General features: G+C 73.9%; 23 protein-coding genes and 2 pseudogenes. 13 read left to right on the forward strand and 12 right to left on the reverse strand.

Features of this window, described 5'->3' with window-relative positions:
• The coding region (locus ABZ937_RS24370; protein ID WP_361695181.1) for a hypothetical protein at nt 1-847 on the reverse strand (847 nt) is incomplete at its 3' end.
• A gap of 60 nt (nt 848-907) precedes the next feature.
• A complete protein-coding gene (locus ABZ937_RS24375; protein ID WP_361695183.1) occupies nt 908-1876 on the reverse strand; it encodes a helix-turn-helix domain-containing protein in 969 nt (322 codons plus the stop codon).
• 71 nt (nt 1877-1947) lie between these two features.
• Here ABZ937_RS24375 and ABZ937_RS24380 point away from each other — a divergent pair, with 71 nt between their 5' ends.
• A complete protein-coding gene (locus ABZ937_RS24380; RefSeq protein ID WP_361695185.1) occupies nt 1948-2898 on the forward strand; it encodes an NADP-dependent oxidoreductase in 951 nt (316 codons plus the stop codon).
• A 151-nt stretch (nt 2899-3049) separates the two neighbouring features.
• Nucleotides 3050-3430: an anti-sigma factor antagonist gene (locus tag ABZ937_RS24385; RefSeq protein WP_361695188.1), complete on the forward strand. Its 381-nt coding sequence runs from the start codon at nt 3050-3052 to the stop codon at nt 3428-3430.
• Between the two features lie 106 nt (nt 3431-3536).
• Here the strand turns inward: ABZ937_RS24385 and ABZ937_RS24390 are convergent, their stop codons facing one another.
• The 6 genes from ABZ937_RS24390 to ABZ937_RS24415 form a co-directional block, all read right to left on the reverse strand.
• Nucleotides 3537-5300, reverse strand: coding sequence for a proton-conducting transporter membrane subunit (locus tag ABZ937_RS24390; protein ID WP_361695190.1), 1764 nt, complete (start codon nt 5298-5300; stop codon nt 3537-3539).
• A complete protein-coding gene (locus tag ABZ937_RS24395) occupies nt 5300-5647 on the reverse strand; it encodes a sodium:proton antiporter (protein ID WP_361695242.1) in 348 nt (115 codons plus the stop codon). The genes ABZ937_RS24390 and ABZ937_RS24395 overlap by 1 nt, the downstream gene beginning before the upstream one ends.
• A gap of 8 nt (nt 5648-5655) precedes the next feature.
• On the reverse strand, nt 5656-6393 hold the full coding sequence (locus tag ABZ937_RS24400; RefSeq protein ID WP_361695192.1) for an MnhB domain-containing protein: 738 nt from the start codon (nt 6391-6393) through the stop codon (nt 5656-5658).
• A complete protein-coding gene (locus tag ABZ937_RS24405) occupies nt 6390-6650 on the reverse strand; it encodes a hydrogenase subunit MbhD domain-containing protein (protein ID WP_361695194.1) in 261 nt (86 codons plus the stop codon). The genes ABZ937_RS24400 and ABZ937_RS24405 overlap by 4 nt, the downstream gene beginning before the upstream one ends.
• 465 nt (nt 6651-7115) lie before the next feature.
• Nucleotides 7116-7568 carry an MrpF/PhaF family protein gene (locus ABZ937_RS24410; protein WP_361695196.1) on the reverse strand — a complete coding sequence of 151 codons (453 nt, stop codon included), beginning with the start codon at nt 7566-7568 and terminating at the stop codon, nt 7116-7118.
• Nucleotides 7565-7759: a hypothetical protein gene (locus ABZ937_RS24415; protein WP_361695198.1), complete on the reverse strand. Its 195-nt coding sequence runs from the start codon at nt 7757-7759 to the stop codon at nt 7565-7567. The genes ABZ937_RS24410 and ABZ937_RS24415 overlap by 4 nt, the downstream gene beginning before the upstream one ends.
• A 241-nt stretch (nt 7760-8000) precedes the next feature.
• Between ABZ937_RS24415 and ABZ937_RS24420 the strand changes: the two genes are divergently transcribed.
• Both ABZ937_RS24420 and ABZ937_RS24425 read left to right on the forward strand, forming a co-directional pair.
• Nucleotides 8001-8558, forward strand: a complete 558-nt coding sequence (locus ABZ937_RS24420) for a VanZ family protein (protein ID WP_361695200.1) — start codon at nt 8001-8003, stop codon at nt 8556-8558.
• Nucleotides 8559-8651: 93 nt separating this feature from the next.
• Complete coding sequence (locus tag ABZ937_RS24425; RefSeq protein ID WP_361695202.1) at nt 8652-9890, forward strand: lectin; 1239 nt, start codon at nt 8652-8654, stop codon at nt 9888-9890.
• A gap of 9 nt (nt 9891-9899) precedes the next feature.
• On the opposite strand, the gene ABZ937_RS24430 is transcribed toward ABZ937_RS24425, so the two are convergent.
• Both ABZ937_RS24430 and ABZ937_RS24435 read right to left on the reverse strand, forming a co-directional pair.
• Nucleotides 9900-10145 (reverse strand): hypothetical protein, encoded by a 246-nt coding sequence (locus ABZ937_RS24430; protein ID WP_361695204.1) that lies wholly within the window; start codon nt 10143-10145, stop codon nt 9900-9902.
• Between the two features lie 77 nt (nt 10146-10222).
• A complete protein-coding gene (locus ABZ937_RS24435; protein ID WP_361695206.1) occupies nt 10223-11026 on the reverse strand; it encodes an SDR family oxidoreductase in 804 nt (267 codons plus the stop codon).
• 116 nt (nt 11027-11142) lie between these two features.
• Between ABZ937_RS24435 and ABZ937_RS24440 the strand changes: the two genes are divergently transcribed.
• The 4 genes from ABZ937_RS24440 (at nt 11143) to ABZ937_RS24455 (ending at nt 14661) form a co-directional block, all read left to right on the forward strand.
• Entirely contained in the window at nt 11143-12210 is a 1068-nt protein-coding gene (locus tag ABZ937_RS24440; protein ID WP_361695208.1) for a PHP domain-containing protein, read from the forward strand.
• A gap of 131 nt (nt 12211-12341) precedes the next feature.
• Nucleotides 12342-12998 carry an HAD family hydrolase gene (locus ABZ937_RS24445; RefSeq protein WP_361695210.1) on the forward strand — a complete coding sequence of 219 codons (657 nt, stop codon included), beginning with the start codon at nt 12342-12344 and terminating at the stop codon, nt 12996-12998.
• A 331-nt stretch (nt 12999-13329) separates the two neighbouring features.
• On the forward strand, nt 13330-14361 hold the full coding sequence (locus ABZ937_RS24450) for an SDR family oxidoreductase (protein WP_361695212.1): 1032 nt from the start codon (nt 13330-13332) through the stop codon (nt 14359-14361).
• Nucleotides 14362-14418: 57 nt separating this feature from the next.
• The gene (locus ABZ937_RS24455) at nt 14419-14661 is read left to right on the forward strand and encodes a hypothetical protein (RefSeq protein ID WP_361695214.1); all 243 of its coding nucleotides are present in this window, start codon (nt 14419-14421) and stop codon (nt 14659-14661) included.
• Nucleotides 14662-14769: 108 nt separating this feature from the next.
• On the opposite strand, the gene ABZ937_RS24460 is transcribed toward ABZ937_RS24455, so the two are convergent.
• Entirely contained in the window at nt 14770-16059 is a 1290-nt protein-coding gene (locus ABZ937_RS24460; protein ID WP_361695216.1) for an ROK family transcriptional regulator, read from the reverse strand.
• A 223-nt stretch (nt 16060-16282) separates the two neighbouring features.
• The gene (locus ABZ937_RS24465) at nt 16283-19462 is read right to left on the reverse strand and encodes a cytochrome P450 (protein WP_361695218.1); all 3180 of its coding nucleotides are present in this window, start codon (nt 19460-19462) and stop codon (nt 16283-16285) included.
• Between the two features lie 346 nt (nt 19463-19808).
• On the opposite strand from ABZ937_RS24465, the pseudogene ABZ937_RS24470 reads away from it, so the two are divergent.
• The 5 genes and pseudogenes from ABZ937_RS24470 to ABZ937_RS24490 form a co-directional block, all read left to right on the forward strand.
• Nucleotides 19809-19898 (forward strand): annotated as a pseudogene (locus tag ABZ937_RS24470) (SAM-dependent methyltransferase); the annotation flags it as partial.
• An 84-nt stretch (nt 19899-19982) separates the two neighbouring features.
• Nucleotides 19983-20642, forward strand: coding sequence for a PAS domain S-box protein (locus ABZ937_RS24475; RefSeq protein ID WP_361695220.1), 660 nt, complete (start codon nt 19983-19985; stop codon nt 20640-20642).
• 62 nt (nt 20643-20704) lie between these two features.
• Nucleotides 20705-21199 (forward strand): FBP domain-containing protein, encoded by a 495-nt coding sequence (locus ABZ937_RS24480; RefSeq protein WP_361695222.1) that lies wholly within the window; start codon nt 20705-20707, stop codon nt 21197-21199.
• Between the two features lie 55 nt (nt 21200-21254).
• Nucleotides 21255-22508 carry an aromatic acid exporter family protein gene (locus tag ABZ937_RS24485; protein WP_361695224.1) on the forward strand — a complete coding sequence of 418 codons (1254 nt, stop codon included), beginning with the start codon at nt 21255-21257 and terminating at the stop codon, nt 22506-22508.
• 46 nt (nt 22509-22554) lie between these two features.
• A pseudogene (locus tag ABZ937_RS24490) lies at nt 22555-23303 on the forward strand (hypothetical protein); the annotation flags it as partial.

Raw genomic sequence — 23303 nt, forward strand, 5'->3', positions numbered from 1 at the left:
CGCAGCCGACACCCCGCTCCAGCAGCGGCCACGCCTCCACCCCGGCAGCGGTACGGACGTACGCGGTCCCCCGGTCGTCCGTCAGCCACAGGTGCCGGCCGTGGTGGTGGTATCCGGTGTCCCGCGCGTCGGCGGGCATGCGGACGTTCTCGCGGTACGGCGCCCGGAGCAGCCCGTCGCGGCCCAGTACGCCCTCGGGGTCGCGGGCGTACGTCCGGTCGCCCAGGGCGAGGAAGCGGGCGGACTGCCAGCCGCAGTGCTCCGGTCCCGGCGAGCCGTGCAGGCGGGTCACCGGGACCCGCCGGCCCGCGCGGTCCGTCCAGATCTCCCAGTCGGTGGTGGCCGTGAAGCTCTCGGGAAGCTCCGCCGGGTCGCAGGACGCGTGCGTCTCCGGGCCCCAACCGGGGCGGTTCTTCTGGTCCTTGGCCACCACGACCGCGACCTTGGTGCGGCCGCCCACGTCGTAGGAGTACAGCACCCGGTCCGGCTCCTCGCGCTCCACGCGGTAGCCGTGATCGGGCAGTTCCGGCTGGACCATGTCGAAGAAGAAGGCCAGCCCGTCCTCCGGCGTGTCCCCGCCGTCGGAGCTGCTCCAGCCGTCGGGTCCGGAGCCGTCGAAGATCTCCCCGTCGCACTCCAGCGCCCGGCCGGCCGCGCCGGAGGCCAGGCGGAGCGCTCTCGGGGTGCTCTCGTCGAGTTCCTCGGTGGGCTCGTACAGCGGACCGCTGTAGCGGGTCGCCGGTGGGGTGCCCTTCACCACCAGGTCCGCCCGGGGCCCGTCGTCGCACCCCGCCACCGTCACCGCCGTCAGCACCACCGCCGCCACCGCCATGGACCCTCTGCGCATTCCCGCCCCAGTTCTCCCGTGCTTGTCGCGGTCCTTCGACGCCGGGGCGGGCCGGAACGTTCAGCGGGCCCGCTGGAAGGTCCGCCGGTAGGCCAGCGGGGACACCCCGATCGCCGCGTGCAGATGCTGGCGCAGCGAGGCGCCGGTGGCGAAGCCGACCTCGGCGGCGATCCGGTCCACCGGCAGGTCGCTGGCCTCCAGCAGATGCCGGGCACGGGCCACCCGCTGCTGGATCAGCCAGCGGCCGGGGCTGAGGCCGACCTCGTCGTTGAAACGGCGGGCGAAGGTGCGCAGGCTCATCCGGGCGTGCCCGGCGAGGTCGGCCAGGGTGAGCGGCTCGTCCAGGCGCTCCAGCGCCCAGAGGCGGGTCCCGGCCGTGCTCGCGGCGCCGCTCTCGGGGACCGGCTGCTCGATGTACTGGGCCTGGCCGCCGTCCCGGAACGGGGGTACGACACAGCGGCGGGCGACGGCGTTCGCCAGCTCGCTGCCGTGGTCGGTGCGGATGATGTGCAGGCAGATGTCGACACCGGAAGCCGCCCCGGCCGAGGTGAGCATGCGGCCGTCGGAGACGAACAGGACGTCCGGGTCGAGGTCCACCTGGGGGTACCGGCTGCGGAAGAGGTCGACCACCTGCCAGTGGGTGGTGGCCCGGCGGCCGTCGAGCAGTCCGGCCGCGGCGAGGACGAAGGCGGCTGTGCAGATGGACACGATCCGGGCGTCCGGGCGGATCCGGGCGAGCGCGGCGGCGACCTCGGCGGACAGCTCGGTGGGGATGTACGGGGGCGGCATGGAGGTGACGATCACCGTGTCGGCCGTGTCCAGGATCTCGGGGCCGTGGGCGACATCGATCGTGAAGTCGGAGTCGGTGCGCACCGGGCGGCCGTCGACCGTGCAGGTGAGCACCTCGTAGTGACCGTCGGCCGCGCCGAAGATCCGGCTGGGGATGCCCAGCTCGAAGGGGTAGACCCCGTCGAGGGCCAGCACGACGACCCGTTCCGGGCGCCGGGCGCGCAGCTGCATGTCAGGCATGGCACGATCCTATCGAAGGTTGGCTTTCATGCCATTTCCCGGCCGGGCGGGCTCCGGCAGGCTGGGTGACCATGAGCGATGTGAACACGATGCGAGCCATCAGCCAGGACGTCCTCGGCGGTCCCGAGGTCCTGAAGGAAGTACGGGTGGAGCGGCCCGCGCCGGGCCCGAACGAGGTGCTGGTCCGGGTGCGGGCCGCCGGAGTGAACCCCACCGACTGGAAGCACCGGGCCGGCGGCGGGCTGCTGGGCGAGCCCCCGTTCGTCCTCGGCTGGGACGTCTCCGGCGAGGTCGCGGAGACCGGGATCGGCGTGGCCGCCTTCCGGCCCGGCGACGAGGTCTTCGGCATGCTGCCCTACCCCTTCGGCCACGGCGCGCACGCCGAGTACGTGATCGCCCCGGTACGCGCCCTCACGCACAAGCCGGCCGCGATCGACCATGTCCAGGCGGGCGCGCTGCCGCTGGTGTCCCTGACCGCCTGGCAGGCCCTGACCGAGCACGCCGACGTCCAGCCGGGGCAGCGGGTGCTGATCCACGCGGCGGCCGGCGGCGTCGGCCATGTGGCCGTACAGATCGCCAAGGCGCGCGGGGCGTACGTGATCGGTACGGCGAGCGCGGGCAAGCACGACTTCCTGCGCGAGATCGGCGTGGACGAGCCGGTCGACTACCGGTCCACCGACGTCACGGAGGCCGTGCGGGACGTCGACGTCGTCCTGGACACGCTCGGCGGTGAGACCTCCGTGCGGTCCCTGCGGGTGCTGCGGCCCGGCGGTGTGGTGGTCTCGATCCTGCCGGTGGGCTCCCAGGACTTCTACGAGGAGGCCGAGCGGCTGGGGGTGCGGGCGGTGCGGATGCTGGTGGACGCCGACCGGACCGGGATGCGGACGATCGCCGAACTGGCGGAGTCCGGGAAGCTGAAGGCGACCATCGCCGGGACGTTCCCGCTGGCCGACGCCGCGAAGGCGCACGAGCTGGGTGACACCGGCCGGACGGCGGGCAAGCTGGTGCTGGTCGTGGACTGAGCGCACCGAGCGGCTGCTGAGCCGGCCGCGCCGACGACACGCCTGAAACTCGAAGACATATGTCAATCGAACATGCTCAAATTCCTTCCATCGAGGGTAACTTGGCGATCGGGAGCCGACGTCGGGGCGCGGGGTGGGAGGTGGTGCCGAGGTGCGACACGAACCCGTACCTCTCACCCGGCAGTTGGGCATGTACAGGCGCCGCGGGCACACGGTGCTGGAGTTCCGGGGCGAGATCGACATCGTCGCGGCGACGGAGATCGGCCCGCACCTCGACCGCGTCACCGGGCGCACCGGCGCCCGGGTCATGATCGACCTGCGGCCGGTGGAGTTCTTCGACTGCTCGGGGCTGCGGCTGCTGTACCGGGCGCGGGCCCGGGTGCTGGAGCGCGGCGGGCAGCTGCACCTGGTGTGCACGCATCCGCTGACCCTGCGCGTCTTCCGGGTCACCGGCCTGGCCCGGCTGCTGCCCCCGCTGCCGAGCCTGGACGCGGCCCTGGACCGGTCCGAGGCCGCGTCCGGCTCGCTGTGAGACGGTCGCCGGCCCACGGCGGCGGCCAGGGCGCGTGGTGTCCGGTGCTCAGCGGTGCGGGCCGGGTTCCGTGCGGAAGCCGAGGACGGAGGCCCTTCGACCGGTCTCAGGAGCCCAGCACCCCGGGCAGGGCCAGCGCGCCGAGTACGGTCGCGCCCATCAGCAGCCAGGCCACGTAGTCGCCGACGTGCCCGGACTGCAGGCGGCGCAGGGGCGCGGCCCACTCGGGGGCGGCCACCCAGCGCGGGCGGGTGACGGCGAGGCCGGCGAGCGCCACGGCCAGCGCGGTGGAGACCATGCCCAGCAGCACGCCGTGCATGGTCCAGTGCACGGAGGCGTGGGCGCCGCCCGAGCCGGCCTCGTTCACGGAACGGGCCACCAGGGCGCCGAAGCCGGGGGCCACCCCGACGGCGAGGGCGCCGGCGAGCAGCACGGCGGGCACGGTCGTCATGGTGTCCGGGATCCGGCGCAGCAGACCGGACGTCTCGGGCTCCTCGTCGGAGCCGCTCGTCTCGTACTCCGCGTCCTCGGGGCGCGGCCCGAGACCCAGGAACACGCGGGCGGTGACCCGCAGGACCGCGCCGGCGGTGATAGCCGAGGCGGCCACGTACACCACGGTGAGCGGGCCGCCGACCGCCTCCTCGGTGACGGCCTTGCCGAGCGCCGTGCCGAACGGCGGCAGACCGGCGAGGCCGAGGGCGCCGACGGCGAACATCACCGCGGTGGCGCGCAGCGGGCGGGCCTGACCGTGCAGCGTGTGCTCGTCGACGCTGCCGAACCGGTCCAGGAGGGCGCCCGCGCAGGCGAACAGCGCGGCCTTCACGCCGGCGTGCCCGAGGATGTACAGGGCGACGCCGTCGTCGCCCTCGGGGGTGAGGATGCCGAGCCCGATGAGGAACAGTCCGGTGTGCGCGACGGTGGAGTAGGCGAGGAGCCGTTTGATGTGCCGCTGGTACCAGCACATGACGGCACCGATGGCGGCGGTGAGGACGCCGAGCGTCACCAGGGCCCGGGTCAGGTCGGCGGCGGGGATGCCGCCGGGTCCGGCGAAGACGGTGCCGTACACGCGCCAGACGCCGTAGGCGCCGAGTTCGACCATGACACCGGAGAGCAGCATGCAGACCGGGGTGGGGGCGACGGCGTGCGCGTCCGGGAGCCAGAAGTGGAAGGGCACGGCCGCCGCCTTCACCAGCAGCCCGGTCAGCACCAGGACGAAGGACGCGAGGACCAGCGCGTCCGGCCCGCCCTGCCCCGTGGCGTCGAGCCCGCGGCCGATCTTCGCCATGGCCAGTTCGCCGGTACGGGCGTACAGCAGGGCGATGCCCATCAGCAGGGCGTACGCGCCGAGGGAGTTGACGATCCCGAAGGTCAGGGCGCCCTGGACGGCCTTCGCCTCGTCGATGCGGTAGCCGGTCAGGGCGTACGCCACCACGCTCATCAGCTCGAAGAACACGAACGCGTTGAACAGGTCGCCGGCGATGGCGAATCCGCACATGGCGCCCTGGAAGACCAGCATCAGCGCCGTGAACGCGCCCCGGTGGCCGATCGGCGGCTCGTCGAAGTAGCGCCAGGAGTAGGCGAGGGCCGCCAGGGTCAGCAGCGAGACCAGCGCGGCCATGCCCAGGGCCGGGCCGTCCCCGACCACCAGGATGCCGACGCTCTCCCCGCCGACGGGCAGCCAGCCGCCGACCCACTCGACCATCGGCGGCGCGGAGTTCAGGAGCAGCAGGAGCGCGAGGGCGGCCGTACCGCCGGAGACCACGAAGCCGGTGATCTCGACGAGGAACCGGGGCAGCCGGCGGCCCGCGGCCACCAGCAGGGCGGCGCCGAGCAGCGGGATCGCGACGAGCAGCGGGAGCAGATGGTGCATCAGCCGCGCAGCTCCCGCAGTTCGTCGGGGTCGACCGTGCCGTGCCGTTTGGCGATCTGCAGGACGAGGGCGAGCAGCAGCGCGGTGCCGGTGGCGCCGACGACGATGTCGGTGAGGGTGAGTGCCTGTACCACCGGGTCGACCAACGGCCGGGAGCCGGGCTTGATGTCGGAGAAGACGGGCGCGGTGGCGCCGTCGCGGTAGCCGACCGCCAGCAGCAGGACGTAGGTGGCGGACTGGCAGACCGCGAGACAGCCGACGGCGTGGATGAGGTTCCGGCTGGTGGCGAGGCCGTAGCAGCCGGTCAGGAAGACGTAGGCGGCGACCAGGTAGGGCAGGACGTGCATCACGGTTCTCACCTTCCGGGCTCCTCCTCGATCTCGACGGCCTGGTCGAGGAAGTGGGCGAGCAGGACGACGACCGCGCTGGCCACCTCCATGCCGATGGCCGCGTTCAGCAGGGGGACGGTGCCGCCGGAGGACAGGGTGTTGAAGGTGCCGTACGGCAGCAGCGTGTTGGCCAGGAACGCGGTACCGGCCAGGACTCCGGCGAGGCCCAGCACGAGGTAGGCGCAGACGGCGAGCGCGTCGGCGGTCTCGTAGACGGCGAGCGGGCGGACGCGTTCCAGCGCGCCGTAGTCGGCGCCGAGGTAGAGCAGGTGCAGGGCGGTCGCGGCGACGACCCCGCCCTGGAAGCCGCCGCCGGGGCTGAGCTGGCCGTGGGCGACGACGTACAGGCCGACGACCAGGGCGATGGGCAGCACGAGCAGGGCGTAGCGGCGGACCGGACGGGCCACCTCGGCGGACTGGGGCCGCGCCCGGTGCTCGTCGCGGGCCTGGCGCAGCAGCACCACGCAGCCGAGGACGGCGGCGAACAGGATGCTCATCTCGCCGAGGGTGTCGTAGGCGCGCTGGTCGAAGTTGATGGAGGAGATGGTGTTGGCGGTGTGCCGGGCGAGGGAGGCGTGGACGGCCCGGTCGCCGTACGGGTGCCAACGGCCGCCGAAGTCCGGCAGGTCGAGACAGGCGGCGACGAGCAGCGCGGCGAGCCCCGCGCCGCCCACGGCCAGCAGCCACAGCCTTAGCCGGTTCACCGCGCGTCCTCCTTGGAGCGGCCTCGGCGTCTGATCTTGCGCACCGAGAGCATGATCAGCAGCGGGGTGAGGGCGGAGCCGACGGCCAGCTGGGACAGGCCGACGTCCGGGGCCTGGAGCACGGTGAACAGCGAGGCGAGCAGCACGCCGAGGAAGGACAGCACCAGCGCCTGGCGGGCGGGGTCGCGCTGCGCCACGGCCGCGGTGGCGGAGGCGGCGACCAGCAGCAGGGCAACGACGATCACCACGTCGTACACGACACACCTGCCCCCTGCGCACCGGCCACATCCCGGCGGACGCCCGCGCCACATCCGGCGCCCAGCCCACGGACGGCACCCGATCCGCACTCGGTGCCCGGCCCCTGGACGACGCCCGCACCGCACCTGGTGCCCGGTCCGTGAGCGACGCCCGCGCCACACCCAGCACCCGGCCCCTGAGCCACGTCCACGCCACACCCGGCACCCAGCCCACGGACGACACCCGACCCACACCCGGCGCCCGGACCCTCAGCCACGCCCGCACCCAGCCCCTCGGCCACGCCGGCGCCCCACCAAGTGCCCGGTCCCTGAGCGACGCCCGCGCCACACCCAGCACCCGGCCCCTGAGCCACGCCCACGCCACACCCGGCACCCAGCCCCTCGGCCACGCCCGCACCCCACCCGGCACCCAGCCCCTCGGCCACGCCCGCACCCCACCCGGCACCGGCGCCGCTCGCCGCGCTGTCAGCCACCCCGCACCCCCCGGAACCCGCCCGACAGCGCGCGGGAGGCGATCACGTTGCCGGCGATCAGCAGGGTGCCGATCAGCAGCAGCTTCACCATCGCCCGGCCCGGTCCGCCGGCCACGCACAGGGCGATCACGACCGCCGCGCCCAGTCCGGCGGCGGCCCAGGTCAGTCCCCACGCGCTCGGCTGCTCTCGCTCCAGGTCGTCGGAGAGCAGCCGGGCGAAGACGAGCGTGCCGACCGGGCCGAGCAGGGCGAGCAGCAGGGCGAGGTCGACGTAGGCCGGGCGGCCGTAGCCCTGGGCGAGGAGCAGCAGGGCCGGGCAGACGGCGGAGGTGGTCAGGTTCTGGGCGATCATCCGGTGGGCCGGCGGGCCGGTGGCCACGCCCCACAGGGCCGCCGCCCCTCCGCCGCCCAGCACGACGCCGGCCGCGAGGATCCAGCCGTTCACCGCCAGGTCACCGCCCGCCGGCCGGTCCGGGCCAGCAGCGCGCCGACGGCGGCGCAGCTCGCGCCGACGATGCGTTCGAGGGTGTCGACCGTCGTGATGAGCACCAGCCACAGCAGCGCCAGCGCCACCCACCAGCACAGGAGTTCGCCGGTGAGGAGGAGCAGGGCGCGGGGGGCCGTACGGCGGGGCATGCTGCACCTCCTTGGTCCGCTGTGTACCGGTGTGCGGCGATGTGCCCGGAGTGCCGCTGGAGGCATCCAAGCACCGCCGGACCCGGGCGTCGGCGGCGGCACGCGGGTCCGCACCCGGAGTGCCCCGGAGGCGTGAACGGAAACCACCGGTGCGCGACCGTCGCCGTCCGGGGGCGGCATTCCGGGCGGCGACGTGGGTAACCGGCGTACGAGACGGGGAAGTTGACGACTGGAGGACCGCATGGCCCGTACCGTCCCGCGTCTGCCCGAGGTCCTGCGCCGCCCCCGGAGGCGCCCGGCGGACGAGAAGGCCCGCCCGCGGGCCGCGCGGCGCGCGCTGCCGCTGCCCGTCCGGGCACTGGCCGTCCTCGTCGCCTTCGCGTGCATGGTGGCGTTCGCCGTCGTCCTGGCCCGGATCACGCTCCAGCCGTCCCCGGCGTCCGTGCCCCTGACGCACAGCAACCTGCATCCGGGGCGCTCGCTCAGGGAGTGCCTGGAGCAGGCGTCGGCACGGGAGGCGATCCGACAGGTGGGCGGGAACCTGGTGCTCGGCATGCCGTTCGGGGTGCTGGTGCCGGTCCTCGCGCCCCGCGCCCGCGGGGTGCTGCAGGTGCTGGCACTGACGGCCCTGGTGATGCTGATGGTGGAGCTGGTGCAGGGGGCGCTGGTGACCGGGCGGGCCTTCGACATCGACGACGTCTTCCTCAACACGGCCGGTGCGCTGCTGGGTTGGCTGCTGCTGGGGCGGCGGCTCGGGCGCGGGGTGCACCGGCGCGTGCGCGGGCCGTCGGCCGAGTGAGCGTCAGTATCCGGTCTGGACCAGAGTATTGACGTCGCCTTATCTCACTCCTTAAATCAAGAGGCGTCACACCCCCCACCGGAACGGAGAGCCATGGCCTCCCCCTGCCTGCTCCGCAGATGTCTCCTCGCCGCCCTGTCGGCCGCGCTGGTCGGCTCCGCCGCCGTCGGCCCGGCGCGGGCCCAGAGCGCGACCGCCGCACCGGCGGCAGCGGCTGTCGCCACCTTCTCCGACTCCTTCGACGGACCCGCGGGCTCGGCGGTCGACGGCTCGAAGTGGACGCTGGAGACAGGCGACAACGTCAACAACCACGAGCGGCAGTACTACACGTCCGGCACCAGGAACGCGGCCCTGGACGGCCAGGGCCACCTGGTGATCACGGCCCGCAGGGAGAACCCGGCCGGCTACCAGTGCTGGTACGGCAGCTGCCAGTACACCTCGGCCCGGCTGAACACCGCCGGCAGGTTCAACGCCCAGTACGGCCATGTCGAGGCGCGCATGAAGATCCCGCGCGGGCAGGGCATGTGGCCCGCGTTCTGGATGCTCGGCACGCCGGTCAACTGGCCGGACTCGGGCGAGATCGACGTGATGGAGAACGTCGGCTTCGAGCCCTCGACCGTGCACGGCACCATCCACGGGCCCGGCTACTCCGGCTCGGGCGGCATAGGCGCCGGATACTCCCTGCCGAACGGGCAGGCCTTCGCGGACGCCTTCCACACCTTCGCCGTCGACTGGGCGCCCGACTCGATCACCTGGTCGGTGGACGGGAACGTCTACCAGCGCCGCACCCCCGCCGACCTGGGCGGGAAGACGTGGGTGTTCAACAAGCCGTTCTTCCTGATCCTCAACCTCGCGGTCGGCGGCTACTGGCCGGGCGACCCCGACGGCTCCACGCAGTTCCCGCAGCAACTGGTGGTGGACTCCGTGTCGGTGACGACCAGCGACAGCGCCGCCGGTGTGCCGATCCGGGGCCTCGCCGGCAAGTGCGTGGACGTGGCCGGCGCGAACTCCGCGAACGGCACCCCGGTGCAGCTCTACGACTGCAACGGCACGGGGGCGCAGGCGTGGACGGTCGGCTCGGACGGCACGCTCCGGGCGCTCGGCAAGTGCCTGGACGTCACGGGCAACGGCACGGCGGACGGCTCGACCGTCCAGCTGTGGGACTGCACCGGCGGCCCCAACCAGAAGTGGACCGTCACCGGGGCGCACGACATCGTCAACCCGCAGGCGAACAAGTGCCTCGACGTCACCGGGAACAACTCGGCCAACGGGACACGGCTGCAGATCTGGACCTGCTCGGGCGGCGCCAACCAGAAGTGGACGGTCGGCTGAGCCGTCGGCTCAGCGCAGCCTCCAGGTGTACTTGTCGCCACCGACGAAGCGGACCATGTCCGGATCGTCCAGGTCGTGGATGGTGATGCCGTAGGAGGCCGCCGTCTCCAGCACGTCCGTGACGGTCCTGGCCTCACCGACCACCTGACCGTCGATCTCCATGATCCGGAACGGCGGCTCGCCCGGCCTGCCCGGGCACACACCGAGGACCAGGACCCGCGGATGGGATATGTGGGGAGCTGCTTGTTCGGTCATGCCATCGAGGGTAGAACGCAACCCCCGCCGACGGGTCATCCACCGGAGCCGTCCAGCGGACCCGTGCCCCCGGTGCCTCAGGGACGGCGCCAGTCGTCGCTGGTCAGGTGGGATCCGGCCTGGGGGCCCATGCGGAGCATGCCGCCGTCGACGCTCCAGGAGGCGCCGGTGACGTAGGAGGCGTCCGGGCTCGCCAGGAAGGCGATCACGGCGGCGACCTCGCGGGCGTCCCCGGGCCGGCCGAGCGGCACACCGGGGCGGCGCTCGGTGCGCACGTCGGTGTCCTCCTGGCCGGTCATCGGGGTGGCGATCTCGCCCGGCGCGACCGCGTTCACGGTGATGCCGTACTCGGCCAGCTCCAGGGCCATCACCTGGGTGAGCAGGCCGAGCCCGGCCTTGGCCGCGCAGTACGGGGCCGCGCCGACCCGGGGCTGGTGCTCGTGGACGGAGGTGACGTTGACGATCCGGCCGCCGTCACCCTGCCGGATCATGCGCCGCGCGGCCCGCTGCCCGAGCAGGAACGGGCCGACCAGGTCGACGTCCAGGACCCGCCGTACGTCCGTCAGGGTCAGGTCGAGGAAGGGGGCCATCGTGCCCGTGCCGGCGTTGTTCACCAGGACGTCGAGGCGGCCCAGCTCGTCGCACAGTTCGTCCACGGTGTCGGCGGCCTCGGGCAGCCGGGTGAGGTCCAGCCGGGCGACGGCGGCCCGGCGGCCGTGTGCGCGGACCTCTTCCGCCGTCCGGGCCGCGCCCTTCTCGTCGGTGTGCCAGGTGATGCCGACGTCCAGGCCCGCGGCGGCCAGGCGTACGGCGGTGGCCCGGCCGATGCCGGAGTCCGAGCCGGTGATCAGTGCCGTTCGCGGTGCGGCCGGAGTGGGCATGGCTCGCCTCCTCACGAGGTCATGTGGACTGCGCAGTACCCGGGGGCCGGGGGAGCAAACGGGGTTCGCCGTGTTCCCCGCGCCCCTTCGGGCCTCCTGGTGCAACCTTGGTTCACATGGAGCCCGTCGCTGCTCTCCACCGGATCGCCTTCCTCCTGGAGCGGGCGCTTGCGCCCACCTATCGGGTACGGGCCTTCCGTACCGCGGCCCGGACGCTCGCCGCGCTGCCCGAGGACGAGGTCACCGAGCGGGCCGCGGCCGGGACGCTGGAGTCGCTGAAAGGCGTGGGGCCCAAGACCGCCCAGGTGGTGCGGGAGGCGCTGGCCGGTGAGGTGCCCGGATATCTGCGCAAGCTGGAGGAGGAGGCCGGGGCGTCCCGCGACGCCGAAGGGGCCGGTGCCGGGCTGCGGGCGCTGATCCGCGGGGACTGTCACACCCACTCGGACTGGTCCGACGGCGGCAGCCCGATCGAGGAGATGGGGCAGGCCGCGGCCGAGCTGGGGCACGAGTGGACCGTGCTCACCGACCACTCGCCGCGGCTCACCGTGGCCCGGGGGCTGTCGCCCGCGCGGCTGCGGGAGCAGTTGGAGGTGGTGGCGGAGCTGAACACGCGCTGGGCGCCGTTCCGGCTGCTCACCGGCATCGAGTGCGACATCCTCGAGGACGGCTCGCTGGACCAGGAGCCGGAGCTGCTGGAGCGGCTGGACGTGGTCGTGGTGTCGGTGCACTCCAAGCTGCGGATGGACGCGCGGTCCATGACCCGCCGGATGGTGGCCGCCGTACGCAATCCGCACGCCGACGTCCTCGGCCACTGCACCGGGCGCCTGGTGACGGGCCGGGGGCGGCCGGAGTCCGAGTTCGACGCCGACGAGGTGTTCGCCGCGTGCGCCGCATCGGGTACGGCCGTCGAGATCAACAGCCGTCCCGAGCGGCTGGACCCGCCCCGGCGGCTGCTGCGCAGGGCGGTCGAGGCGGGGGTGCTGTTCGCGGTCGACACCGACGCGCACGCGCCCGGCCAGCTGGACTGGCAGATCCTCGGCTGCGCCCGGGCCGAGGAGTGCGGGGTACCCGCCGAGCGGGTGGTGACGACATGGTCGGCGGACGAGCTGCTGACCTGGACCCACGAGGGCCGCACACCGACACGCGGGACGGATTCCGAGCGCGGTAGCCGGTCGGGGAGCTGAGAGAACCCGCCCGGGAACGGGGAACCCGGGCGGGAACCAAGAGACCGGCCGCAAACAGGGAACCCGGGCGGGAACCAAGAGGCCGCCCGGGAATCGGGAACCCGGGCGGGAGGCGAGAGGAAGGGGCCGGGATGGAGCGTGCCGCTGTGTTCGACGTCGACGGGACCCTCGTCGACACCAATCACCTGCACGTCGTGACCTGGTGGGAGGCGTTCCGGCAGGCCGGCCACGAGGTGCCCATGCACGCCGTGCACCGGGCCGTCGGCCTGGGCTCCACGGACCTCGTCGCCCATCTGCTCGGCGCCGGCCGGGACCCGGACCGGGACGCCCAGCTGAGCGCGGCGCACACGGCGCTGTACCGGCAGTACGCCGACCGGCTCCCCGCGCTGCCGGGGGCCGGGGACCTGTTGCGGCGGCTGCACGGCTCCGGCTGGACGGTGGTCCTCGCCACCTCGGCGAGCGGTGCCGAGCTGAGCGCGCTGCGCCGGGCGATCGACGCGGACGACGCCATCACGGGCACGGCGAGCGCCGAGGACGTGCAGGAGGGCAAACCCGCCCCGGAGCCCGTGGAGCGCGCCCTGGAGCTGGCCGGGGTCCCGGCCGCGCGGGCGGTCTTCGTCGGGGACACCGTGTGGGACATGCGGGCGGGCAGCAAGGCCGGGGTGCGCTGCGTGGGCCTGCTGTGCGGCGGGATTCCACGGGCCGACCTGGAGGAGGCGGGGGCGGAGGCCGTCTACGCCGACCCCGCCGATCTGCTGGCGCGCCTGGCCGGGAGCCCGCTGGCCTGACCTGCGGCGCCGGTGACGAGCGTCACGGGAGGGGCTGGAACACCCGGGGGTGGTTGCCCGTTGAACAAGCCGTGGGTGCGGATGGGACAGTGTCCCCGGGCCTCACCTTTTGCCCACAGGGACGATCGTTCGGCTGAAGCCCTGTGGAGCCTTTCGCCGAGAGGCGACCGCCATCCGCGCCCACCACTTGACCGCCCCGGTCGTGAGTCCCCCGTCACGGCCGGGGCTCTCTCCTGCCGTACGCGCCTGAGCGCCGCCGCGTGTGCGGGCCCGGCGCCCGGGTACCCGGCCGCTCGTCGCAGCTCCGCCGTGCCGACGAGAGGAGCCGAACGTGAACAGCTCAGCGGGGAGCAGAGTCGTCGTGACAGGCGCCACCGGCAATGTCGGGACGAGCGTGGTGCGCCTGCTCTCGGAGGATCCCGGCGTGAAGTCGGTGCGGGGGCTGGCGCGGCGGACACCCGAGTGGTCGCCGGAGAAGACCGAGTGGTCCGCCGTCGACCTGGGCTCGGACCAGTCGAACGTCGCCGAGCGGTTCGAGGGCGCCGACGCTGTGATCCATCTGGCCTGGGCGTTCCAGCCGACGCACGATCCGGCCACCACCTGGCGGACCAATGTGCTCGGCGGCATCCGCGTCTTCGAGGCGGTCGCCGCGGCCCGGGTGCCGGTGCTGGTGCACGCCTCCTCCGTCGGGGCGTACTCGCCGGGGCCGAAGGACCGCCCGGTGGACGAGTCCTGGCCGACGCACGGCTGGCCGGACGCCGCGTACTGCCGGGAGAAGGCCTACCTGGAGCGCGCCCTGGACGTGTTCGAGCGCGACCACCCCGAGGTGCGGGTGGTCCGTATGCGCCCGGCGTTCCTGTTCAAGTGGGAGTCGGCGAGCGAGCAGCGGCGGATCTTCGGGGGACGGTTCCTGCCCGGTCCGCTGGTCCGTCCGGAGCTGCTGCCGTTCCTGCCGGACGTCCCGGGCCTCAGGGTGCAGGCGCTCCACACGGACGACGCCGCCGAGGCCTACCGGCTCGCCCTGCACTCGGACAGCGCCCGCGGCGCCTTCAACCTGGCCGCCGATCCCCCGCTGGACGCCGCCGTGCTCGCCGACCTGCTCGGCTCCCGGCCGCTGCGGCTGCCGCGTACGGCGGCCCGCTCGGCGATCGCCGCCGCCTGGGGGCTGCGCCTGCTGCCCGCCTCCCCGCACCTGTTCGACGCCGTGCTGCGGCTCCCGCTGATGGACTGCGCGCGGGCGCGCGCCGAGCTGGACTGGGCGCCCCGGCGCACGGCGACCGAGGTGCTCCAGGAGTTCCTGGAGGGCCTGCAGCAGGGCGGCGGGATGCAGACCGAGCCGATGCGCGGACGGAAGGCCGGCTGAACGGGCCACGCCCGGAGCCGGCGAAAGACCCGAGCCGACGGAGGAGCGGAGTACGCCATGGCCATGCGGCGGGATGAAGAGCCCGGTTCCGGCGAGAGTCCCGTGCCCAGGGACCTGCCCGATCAGCAGGCCGGTCCCGGCGAGGACCCGTGGGACGCGGAACCGGGGCACGCGTTCGACGACGAGCCGGACGAGGATGTCGTACCGGACCCGGACGAGGCCGGCACCGGCCCCCGGGGCGCACCCCGCACGGGCACCGTGCACCCGGGGCATCCGGGACCGGACGAGTCCTCGGCCTGATCCCCGAAAGAGACGACGGTCGGCCCGCCCCCCGGAGCGGATAAGCGGTCGACCCGCCCCCCAGAGAGGACGAGCCGTCGCCCTGCGCCCCCGAAGGCCGGCCCCCGGTCAGTGCGGGGCGCGTTCCTGGAGGGCTGCTCGCCAGGCGGGCAGCCGGTCCTCGGCGGCCGGTTCGGGGCGTCGGCCGCCGCCGGCGAAGAAGTCGGCCAGCGGCAGGATCGCGGCGCCGACGGTGACCGCGTCCGGGCCGAGCCGGCCGAGGTCGATGGTCACCTTGTCGGCCGGGTGGCGCAGGGCGTATGTCGCCGCGTGCCGGCGTACGGCGGGCAGGAAGCGCGTGCCGAGCTGGAGCCCGGCCCAGCCGCCGATGAGGATCCGCTCCGGCTGGAAGAGGTTGATCAGGTCGGACAGACCCGCGCCGAGGTACTCGGCGGTCTCCTCCAGGACGGCCAGCGCGACCGGGTCGGGCGCGGTCCCCCCGGGCGGGTAGGCGGCGGTGAGCATCGCGGTGAGCGCGGTCTCCTCGTCGGTGCCCTCGGGCGGCCGGCCGCCCTCCTCGCGCCAGCGGGCCAGCAGCGACTCGGCGCCCGCGTAGGCCTCCAGGCAGCCGGGCGCGCCGCAGCGGCAGCGGCGCCCGCGCACCCGTACCGTCAGGTGGCCCCACTCGACGGCCTGCCCGTGCTCCACCTCGGGGGTGACCAGGCAGGCGCCGACGCCGGAACCGAACAGCACGACCACGGCGTTGCGGGCGCCGCGCCCGGCGCCGAACCACATCTCCGCCTGGCCGAGGGTCTTGGCGCCGTTCTCGATGAAGTACGGCACCTCGTCGGGAAGCGGGGAGGCCGAGCGGAGCAGCCGTTCCAGCGGGACCGCGTCCCAGCCGATGGTCTGCCCGTGGACGACGGCACCCCGGTCCGGGGTGTGCTCGACGATGCCGGGGACGCCGATGCCGACGCCGAGCAGCCGGTCGGGGGCGGCCTGGTCGGCGGTGAGGACCTCGGCGACGCCGTCGCGGATGTGGCCGGCGATGACCTCGACGTCGTAGCCCTGCGGGGTCAGCGGGAGTTCGACCCGGGCGAGTTCGGTCATGGCCAGGTCGAACAGCTCGACCCGGACCCGGGTCTCCCCGACGTCGACGCCGATCATCTGGCCGCTCCGCGGGGCGACGCGCAGCAGAGTGCGCGGCCGGCCGCCGTCGGAGTCGACGCTTCCGGCCTCCTCGACCAGGCCGTCGGCGACCAGATCTGCGACCACGTTGCTCACCGAGCCGGAGCTGAGTCCGGTGGCCGGGCCCAGCTCGAAACGGCTGAGCGGGCCGTCGAAGTACAGCCGTTGGAGCACCGCCGTGCGGTTGCCTCGTCTCAGGTCGCGTACTGTGCGCCCGTTGCGCGCCGCCATGTGGCTCCCTTCACGAACCCTGCCCGACCTGCAACATACCCCTTCAGGCAGCCTGTACGCGATATTTCTCCAAGCCTTAGTTCACGCTATGAGCTAAGAGGCAGACACTCGATATAGTCCAGCGCGGCGGCCGTGGCCGGCCGGGCGGGCGGTAGGCCCGCCGCGGCCAGGATCCGCCGCGCCCGCTCCCGCGCGTCCCCCATCGCGCCCCCTCCCCCGCGGCTCAGCCCGCCGCGTACACGTCCTCCACGTAACGCCCGTCCGCCACCAGCGCGTCGAGCCACCGCTGGGCCGCCGCCTCGTCGGTGCCGGGGGTACGTTCCCGGTACAGGGTACGGAACGCCGCGCGCACACCGGGCGCCATGCGCGCGCCGTCGCCGCAGACGTACACCCGCGCCCCCGCCGCCAGCAGCTGCCACACCTCGTCCGCCTCGGCGGCGATGCGGTGCTGGACGAAGAGGGCCCCGTTCTCGGGTGCGGCGCTGAAGGCCGGCCGCAGTGACACCGCGCCGGCCCGCTCGGCGGCCCGCAGTTCGTCGGCGTGCAGGTAGTCGGCGTCGGGGGCGTCGCAGCCGAAGTAGAGCAGGGCCGACGGGAGTCGGCTGCCCGCGCGGTGTGCGGCCAGGCGGTCGGCGACGGCGCCGCGGAACGGGGCGAGGCCGGTGCCCGCGGCGACCATCACGACCGGTGCCGAGCCGTCGATCCGGAACGCCTCGCGGCAGGGCTGCACGCGGGCGTACACGGTGTCGCCGGTCCGCAGCGAGGCGAGGTGACCGGAGCCGGTGCCCCGGTAGCGGCCCTTCCCCGAGCGGGCCGGGGCGTCGAGCACGGACACCATGAGGTCCGCGTGGCGCGCGTCGTCCGCCGGCGAGGAGGAGATCGAGTAGTGGCGGGGGCGCAGCGGGGTCAGCAGGTCGAGCAGGAGCGGCCAGCCGAGGGCGCCGCGCAGCGCGGGGTGGTCCTCGGCCAGCTCCACCAGGGTGCGCGGGTCGTCGCCGGTCAGGGCGGCGAGGGCGGCACGCTCGGGCGGGCAGGGGTTGGCGTCGGCGAGCAGGGCCCGCTGCCGGTCGGTCGGCCGTTCCTGCAATTCGACGTGGAAGGTGAGGAGTTCGCGTACCGTCAGCGGACGGTCGACGGCTAGGTTGTCGCGGCGCGGCCGTGTGGCCCGGATGTCCAGGACGGCGTCGGCGTCCAGGCCGAACGCGGCGACGGCCCGGTCCACCAGCTCGGGGGCGCCCGCGGGCAGCACGGTCAGGTGGTCGGCGGTGCGGTAGCTGACGCCCTCGGGCAGCGCGATGCGCAGGAACCGCTTGGTGCGCGGGTGGTCCGGGGCGGTGAGGTCGTACGCCTCGGTGACCGTCATCGGGACCAGGCCGTGCCGTTCGGCGCGGGCGTCCAGCGGGCCGCCCGTCAGGGTGCGCACCTCGTAGGCGTGCGTCGGCTCGGCCGATGTGCCGTTCCCGGCGTCCGGGTCGCCGTACTCCGTCAGGAGCGCGGTCCGCAGCCGGGTCGTGAACTCCCGTACGGTGCCGGAGAGATCGCCGGAGGCGTCGGCGGCGGCGCGGTCGGTGAGCCGGGTCGCGCCGAGTTCGGCGAGCCGGGCGTCGACGCGGGTGGGGACCTGCTGGTAGGTGGCGGCCCAGTTGCGGTCGCCGACGCCGAGGACGGCGTACGTCACACCGGTCAGGTCGGGGGTGCCGTCGAGCCAGGCGGTGAAGGCGACGGCGTCGTCGGTGGGGCGGCCGTTGTAGGAGGCGGCGGTGATGACGACGGGACGGTCGGTGGGCAGGCCGTCCGCGTGGGCGTCCAGGGCGGCGACCTCGGTGGCGCAGCCGACGGCCGCTGCCTCGTCGGCGAGCTGGGCGGCGAAGTCCCGGCAGGTGCCGTAGTTGCTGCCGTGCAGGAAGAGGGCGCGGGTGCCGGGGCGGACCCGGGCCGGGAGGGCGGCCGGGACGGGGCTGCCCGCGGCCGGCGCGGGGGCGGTGCCGGGCAGCGGGGCGTGGGCGCGGTCGGCGGAGGTGCGCGGGGTGAGCGTGAGGGTGAAGCCCTCGGGCTTGAGGGTGAGGGTCTCCTTCACGGTGAGCCGGTAGTCGGCGTGGTCGTGCAGCCGGTAGCGGTGGACCAGCAGGGCGAGCAGCATGGTCGCCTCGTGCAGCGCGAACTGCCGCCCGATGCAGGCGCGTTCACCGGTGCCGAACGGCTTGAAGGCGTGCACCGGGCGGGCCGCCTCGGCCTCGGGGGTGAACCGCTCGGGGTCGAACAGCTCCGGGTTGTCGCCCCAGACGCGCTCGCGGTGCAGCATCGGCGCGAGCACGGTGACGGCCTGGCCGGCGCGCAGCGGGATCCGGCCGCCGAGCAGGGTGTCCTCGCGGGCCTGCCGGCTGAAAGCGGCGGCCGTCGGCCACAGCCGCAGCGCCTCGTTGAGGACCTGGCGGGTGTAGGTGAGCCTGCCGATGGCGTCGTACGTCGGCTCGGGGTCGGGCGCGCTGCCCCACAGCGCGTCGGCCTCGCGCTGCACGAGCCGGAGCACGGCGGGGTGCTTGGCGAGGTAGTACAGGGCGAAGGACATCGCGCCGGAGGTGGTCTCGTGTCCGGCGATCAGGAAGGTGATCACCTGGTTGCGGATGTTGGCCGCGTCCAGGGTGGTGCCGTCGGCGGGGTGCGGGGCGCTGAGCATCAGCCCGAGCAGGTCCTCGGCGCCGCTCTGGTCGGTGCCGGCGCGGGCGGCGATGACGTCGTCCACGATCCCGGCGAGGTAGTCGGCGTCCCGCCGGAAGGCCTGGTCGGCCGCCGAGTGGTCCTGGCCGGGGGTGCGGGCCAGGCGGTGCATGCTCCACTCCAGGCAGCGGACCATCGCCTCGACGAAGGGATGCGGCTCGGCGCGCTCGAAGGAGCCGAAGTCGTAGTCGAAGCCGGCCAGTCCGATGGTGTCGAGGGTCATGCGGGTCATGTCGTCGGGCACGTCGACGGGCTGCCCGGCCCGTGCCGCACGGTCCCAGGAGTCGATGAGCCGCCGGGCCACCTTCAGCATCACGGGGTGGTAGGTGCGCATCGAGCCGAGGGCGAAGGCCGGCATCAGGATGTCGTGCGCCCTGGCCCAGTTGGGCTCGTCGTTGTACGCGGTGAACAGGCCGTCGGCGGCGAACTCCCGTACGTTCTCCAGGGCGGGCCCGACGTGCTTGGCGAACCGCGCCTCGTCGGCCAGATCGGCGACCAGGTCCGCGTCGGCGACGAACAGCGCGTCCCGGCCGTGCAGCCGGCGCACCAGCACCGTGCCGTGGGTCCGCATCAGCTCCATGACCTGCTGGATGGGCGTGCGGCCGGGGCCGGTGGCGGTGATGTCGACGACCGGGACGCCGGGGAGGGTATCGGCCGGATCGGGGTGCAGTGCGGTGGGGGGCATGACGCGACAACTGCCTTTCGCGGAAACGGACTACTCCGCTCCAGGGTGGTCGACGGGCAGACCGCGCCGGCGCCACGGCACTACACGATCGTGCAGTGGAAAGTGGCCGACGGGACTTGCGCGGTGGGGCCGGCGCGGCCCGGGCGAGCCGGGGGCACCTGCGCGGGCGGCGCGCATCGCGGCGCCGGTCACGGAAAGTAGGCAATTTCACTCACTGATCGTCTGGATCTTCCGGTTGACCTGCCATCCAACCGACCAGCGACTCATCCCGATTCGTTCACACCCGTCTGGAGACCGGATCGCGCCGCGCGATCTGGACCGACGAGACGACCATGTACGTGAGTCCTCGGTCGCCACGGGCATCGAGGAGCCGTTCCTGACGGCCTACAAGGAGGGCAGCTTCCCCTACCTCCTCATCGCGGCCGACCGGATCTGACCCGCCTCCGGCGCTCTCCGCCGAGTTGCCGCTGACCTGCCTCTTCCTCTTGGATGGCGGGCAGCCGGCGGACCGGGAGGTGCGATGGAGACGGGACGGGCCGACGCGGTGGTGTGGCGCAACCGTGCGCTGATGCTGTTCGACCGGGTGTCCGTACCGGTGGCGGTGTGCGACGTGTACGGCCACGTGGTGCTGGCGAACCCGGCGATGGCCGCGGAGTGCGGCACGACCCCGGGCCGGCTGCGCGGCAGACAGGTACTGGAGCTGTTCCGGCCCGAGGAGACCACCCAGGTGGAGCGGATCGCCGAGGCACTGCGCCTGCGGCACCGCTCCCGCTACCAGGTGTCGGTGCGCTGGCAGGCGCCCGGCGGCGCCGAGCGGTACGGGGAACTGACGGCGGACCCGGTGAGCGACACCGTGCAGGAGACACCGGCGCTGCTGGTGATGCTGCGGGTACAGGGCGAGCGCCCGGCGCCGGAGCCGGAGCCGGTGCGGGCCACCGCGGTGGAGGGGCAGGTGCTGGCCCTGCTCGCCGGGGGCGCCACCACCGCCCGCGCCGCCCGCGAGCTGGGCCTCAGCAAGGACGGCGTCACCTATCACCTGCGCCGCCTCTCGGCGCGATGGGGCGCGGCGGGCCGCACCGAGCTGGTCGCCCGCGCCTACGCCCTGGGCGTCCTGCTCCCTGGAACATGGCCCCCTCGGGCGGCAACCGGAAATCCATTGGCCCATCCCTCCCAGGACTAAATAGGATAGCCACTTGCCTAGAGGCCCTAGGCAAACAGTCATCCTCCAGGAAGGACTCCCCCATGAGGTCGCTCACCGAGCAGGACATCCGCACCTCGTTCATCAACTGCTCCAAGGGCGAGGCCAAGCGGCTGGCCATCCCGCGTGATCTCGAGGAACGCCCCTGGGACGACCTGGATTTCCTGGGCTGGCGCGACCCCGGGGCCCCCGACCGCAGCTATCTGGTCACCGAGCGGGAGGGCCGGCTCGCCGGTGTCGCCCTGCGCTTCCCCGCCTCGCAGCGCGGCTTTCTGCACCGCAGCATGTGCTCGGTGTGCCTGACCACGCATCCCGGCGGCGGAGTGTCGCTGATGACCGCGCGGAAGGCGGGCGCGGCGGGCCGTGAGGGCAACTCGGTCGGCCTGTACATGTGCACGGACCTGGCCTGTTCGCTGTACCTGCGCGGCAGGAAGGTCCCGGAGTCCGGCGCCCGGTTCGAGGAGAGCCTGACCCTGGAGGAGCAGATCGCCCGCGCGCAGGGCAACCTGTCCGCCTTCGTCGACAAGCTGTACGCCTGACAGCGAGGCCCGCGGCCACGTTCGATGCACCCGAGGAACGGGAACAGGCCAAGGGATGCTCGACGTACGAAAGTGGAACGCGGGATTGCTGCGTCTGCTGCGGCGCCGCCGGGAACCGGTGGTCGTCCAGACGCTGCGCTCGGCCACGGCCGCGACGATCGCCTACGTCATCGCGCTCCGGCTGAGCCCCGAGCCGGCCCCGCTCACCGCGCCGCTGACCGCGCTGCTGGTCGTCCAGGTGACCTTCTACGCCACGCTCACCAACGGCATCCGCCGGGTCAACTCGGTGGTCGCCGGCGTGCTGGTCGCCATCGCCTTCAGTGTGCTGGTGGGCCTGACCTGGTGGAGTCTCGCGCTGCTGATCGTCGCCTCGCTGGCCGTGGGGCACCTGGTGCGCGTCGACGAGTACGTGGCCGAGGTGGCGATCAGCGCCATGCTGGTGCTCGGGGTCACCACGGTCGGGTACACCGCGTGGGCGCGGATCGTGGAGACGCTGATCGGCGCGGTCGTCGGCACCGCCTGCAACCTGCTGCTGCCGCCCCCGGTCTGGGTGGAGGAGGCCGGCCGGTCCATCGAGGACCTCGCGCGGCGGGTGCGCCAGCTGATGCTGCGGATGGGTGAGGAGGCCGCGGGCAGGATCCCCTGGGAGCGGGCGGCCGAACGGCTGCACGAGGCACGCCGCCTCGATCACGACATCGTGCAGGTGGACGCGGCGCTGCGGCAGGCGGAGGACAGTCTGCGGCTCAATCCGCGGGTGAAGGAGGGTCTGCTGCACCGGGTGGTGCTGCGCACCGGTCTGGACACGCTGGAGATCTGCACGGTGGTGCTGCGGGTGCTGGCCCGCTCCTTCACGGACCTGGCGAAGGCCCGCGGGTCCGAGGAGCTGTTCCCGCCCCGGGTGGGGGCGACCGTGGAGCGGCTGCTGGCGGAGATCGCCGACGCGGTGGTCAGCTTCGCGGTCCTGGTGACCACCCATCTGAGCGAGAACGCCGAGTCGGCCGAGGCACGGCTGACGGCCGAGCTGCACACCGCGGCCGGCACCCGGGACCAGCTGGCCGAGCTGCTCCGGGAGGAGATCCGCCGGGACTGGGCGAACTGGCAGCTGCTCGGGGCCGTACTGACCGAGACGACCAGGATCATCGACGAGCTGAACACCGAGCACCGGGCCCGCCGCCTGCTGGAGGAGCTGGACCGGGTCTCCCGCGGGCACCGGGCCAAGCTGCCCCGGATGGCCCGGCTGCGCGACCGCCTCGGCGTCCAGGAGGAGCTGTGGCGGAACCGCGCGGGGGTCGGCGGGCGTTCTCGGTGAGGAAGACGCCGGGCCAGGCCGGCGCGCGAGGCGAGGAGGCGGGCGGATGACCGGTTCCGGAGTCCGGATCGACGGGAACACGCTGCGGCTGCCGGGCGGAGTGGCGGTGCGCTTCGTGCGCACGCTGCGCCTGCCGGAGACCGGCACACACCCGCTGCCGCCGGCGCTGGGCGAGTTCCCGATACGCCGGGTGGCCGACCACGCCGACCGGGTCCCGGACGAGTGGCGGGCGCGCGGCGGCGTGATGCTGCCGGTGTATCTGCGCGAGGCGATGTGGCTGAGTTTCACCGGTACGACGGAGCCGGCCGCGCTCCAGGTCGGCGTCGGCAAGGTGTGCGCGGTGTCCGGCAAGCCGTGGCGCGACCGGCTGTCCCGGCGCCCGCAGAACTACGTGGTGCTGCCCCGCCAGCCCTGGCTGGACGGCATCAACTCCGGCAAGGGCACGGTCCGCCAGTTCGTGGCCGTACCGCTGGGTCTGGGCGCGACCGTGGAGGGGCAGGTCACCGGCGAGGAGGTGTGGGGCGGGGTCCAGCTCCAGTCGTTCCCGCTGAAGGAGGACGTCCTCGCCGAGTGGCGGCGCCAGGAGCGGGAGCGGCAGCTGGAGCGGGAGCGGCAGCCCGGCCCGGGCGGCCCGTTCGGCGGCTACGGCGCACCCCCGCCCATGGCCGCGGCGGCCCCCGGCGGCCCCCTGCCCGCGGCGGCCCCGCCCCCCCAGTCCGTCGGCGCGCCCCCACCCCCCCCGCCCCGGTTGGAGCCCAACCAACACCCCGATCGGAGTTATCCCCAGAGCACCCC

Source organism: Streptomyces sp. NPDC046727 (assembly GCF_040645635.1).
Classification (GTDB): domain Bacteria; phylum Actinomycetota; class Actinomycetes; order Streptomycetales; family Streptomycetaceae; genus Streptomyces.

What these genes read in the sequence shown, in the direction of transcription:
- ABZ937_RS24395 (WP_361695242.1), bottom strand. Translation starts at nt 5,647, where the DNA reads ATGCACGTCCTGCCCTACCTGGTCGCCGCCTACGTCTTCCTGACCGGC.
- ABZ937_RS24425 (WP_361695202.1), top strand. Translation starts at nt 8,652, where the DNA reads ATGGCCTCCCCCTGCCTGCTCCGCAGATGTCTCCTCGCCGCCCTGTCG.
- ABZ937_RS24415 (WP_361695198.1), bottom strand. Translation starts at nt 7,759, where the DNA reads ATGCCCCGCCGTACGGCCCCCCGCGCCCTGCTCCTCCTCACCGGCGAA.
- ABZ937_RS24390 (WP_361695190.1), bottom strand. Translation starts at nt 5,300, where the DNA reads ATGCACCATCTGCTCCCGCTGCTCGTCGCGATCCCGCTGCTCGGCGCC.
- ABZ937_RS24375 (WP_361695183.1), bottom strand. Translation starts at nt 1,876, where the DNA reads ATGCCTGACATGCAGCTGCGCGCCCGGCGCCCGGAACGGGTCGTCGTG.
- ABZ937_RS24435 (WP_361695206.1), bottom strand. Translation starts at nt 11,026, where the DNA reads ATGCCCACTCCGGCCGCACCGCGAACGGCACTGATCACCGGCTCGGAC.
- ABZ937_RS24440 (WP_361695208.1), top strand. Translation starts at nt 11,143, where the DNA reads ATGGAGCCCGTCGCTGCTCTCCACCGGATCGCCTTCCTCCTGGAGCGG.
- ABZ937_RS24430 (WP_361695204.1), bottom strand. Translation starts at nt 10,145, where the DNA reads ATGACCGAACAAGCAGCTCCCCACATATCCCATCCGCGGGTCCTGGTC.
- ABZ937_RS24475 (WP_361695220.1), top strand. Translation starts at nt 19,983, where the DNA reads ATGGAGACGGGACGGGCCGACGCGGTGGTGTGGCGCAACCGTGCGCTG.
- ABZ937_RS24460 (WP_361695216.1), bottom strand. Translation starts at nt 16,059, where the DNA reads ATGGCGGCGCGCAACGGGCGCACAGTACGCGACCTGAGACGAGGCAAC.
- ABZ937_RS24380 (WP_361695185.1), top strand. Translation starts at nt 1,948, where the DNA reads ATGAGCGATGTGAACACGATGCGAGCCATCAGCCAGGACGTCCTCGGC.
- ABZ937_RS24455 (WP_361695214.1), top strand. Translation starts at nt 14,419, where the DNA reads ATGGCCATGCGGCGGGATGAAGAGCCCGGTTCCGGCGAGAGTCCCGTG.
- ABZ937_RS24420 (WP_361695200.1), top strand. Translation starts at nt 8,001, where the DNA reads ATGGCCCGTACCGTCCCGCGTCTGCCCGAGGTCCTGCGCCGCCCCCGG.
- ABZ937_RS24485 (WP_361695224.1), top strand. Translation starts at nt 21,255, where the DNA reads ATGCTCGACGTACGAAAGTGGAACGCGGGATTGCTGCGTCTGCTGCGG.
- ABZ937_RS24480 (WP_361695222.1), top strand. Translation starts at nt 20,705, where the DNA reads ATGAGGTCGCTCACCGAGCAGGACATCCGCACCTCGTTCATCAACTGC.
- ABZ937_RS24465 (WP_361695218.1), bottom strand. Translation starts at nt 19,462, where the DNA reads ATGCCCCCCACCGCACTGCACCCCGATCCGGCCGATACCCTCCCCGGC.
- ABZ937_RS24445 (WP_361695210.1), top strand. Translation starts at nt 12,342, where the DNA reads ATGGAGCGTGCCGCTGTGTTCGACGTCGACGGGACCCTCGTCGACACC.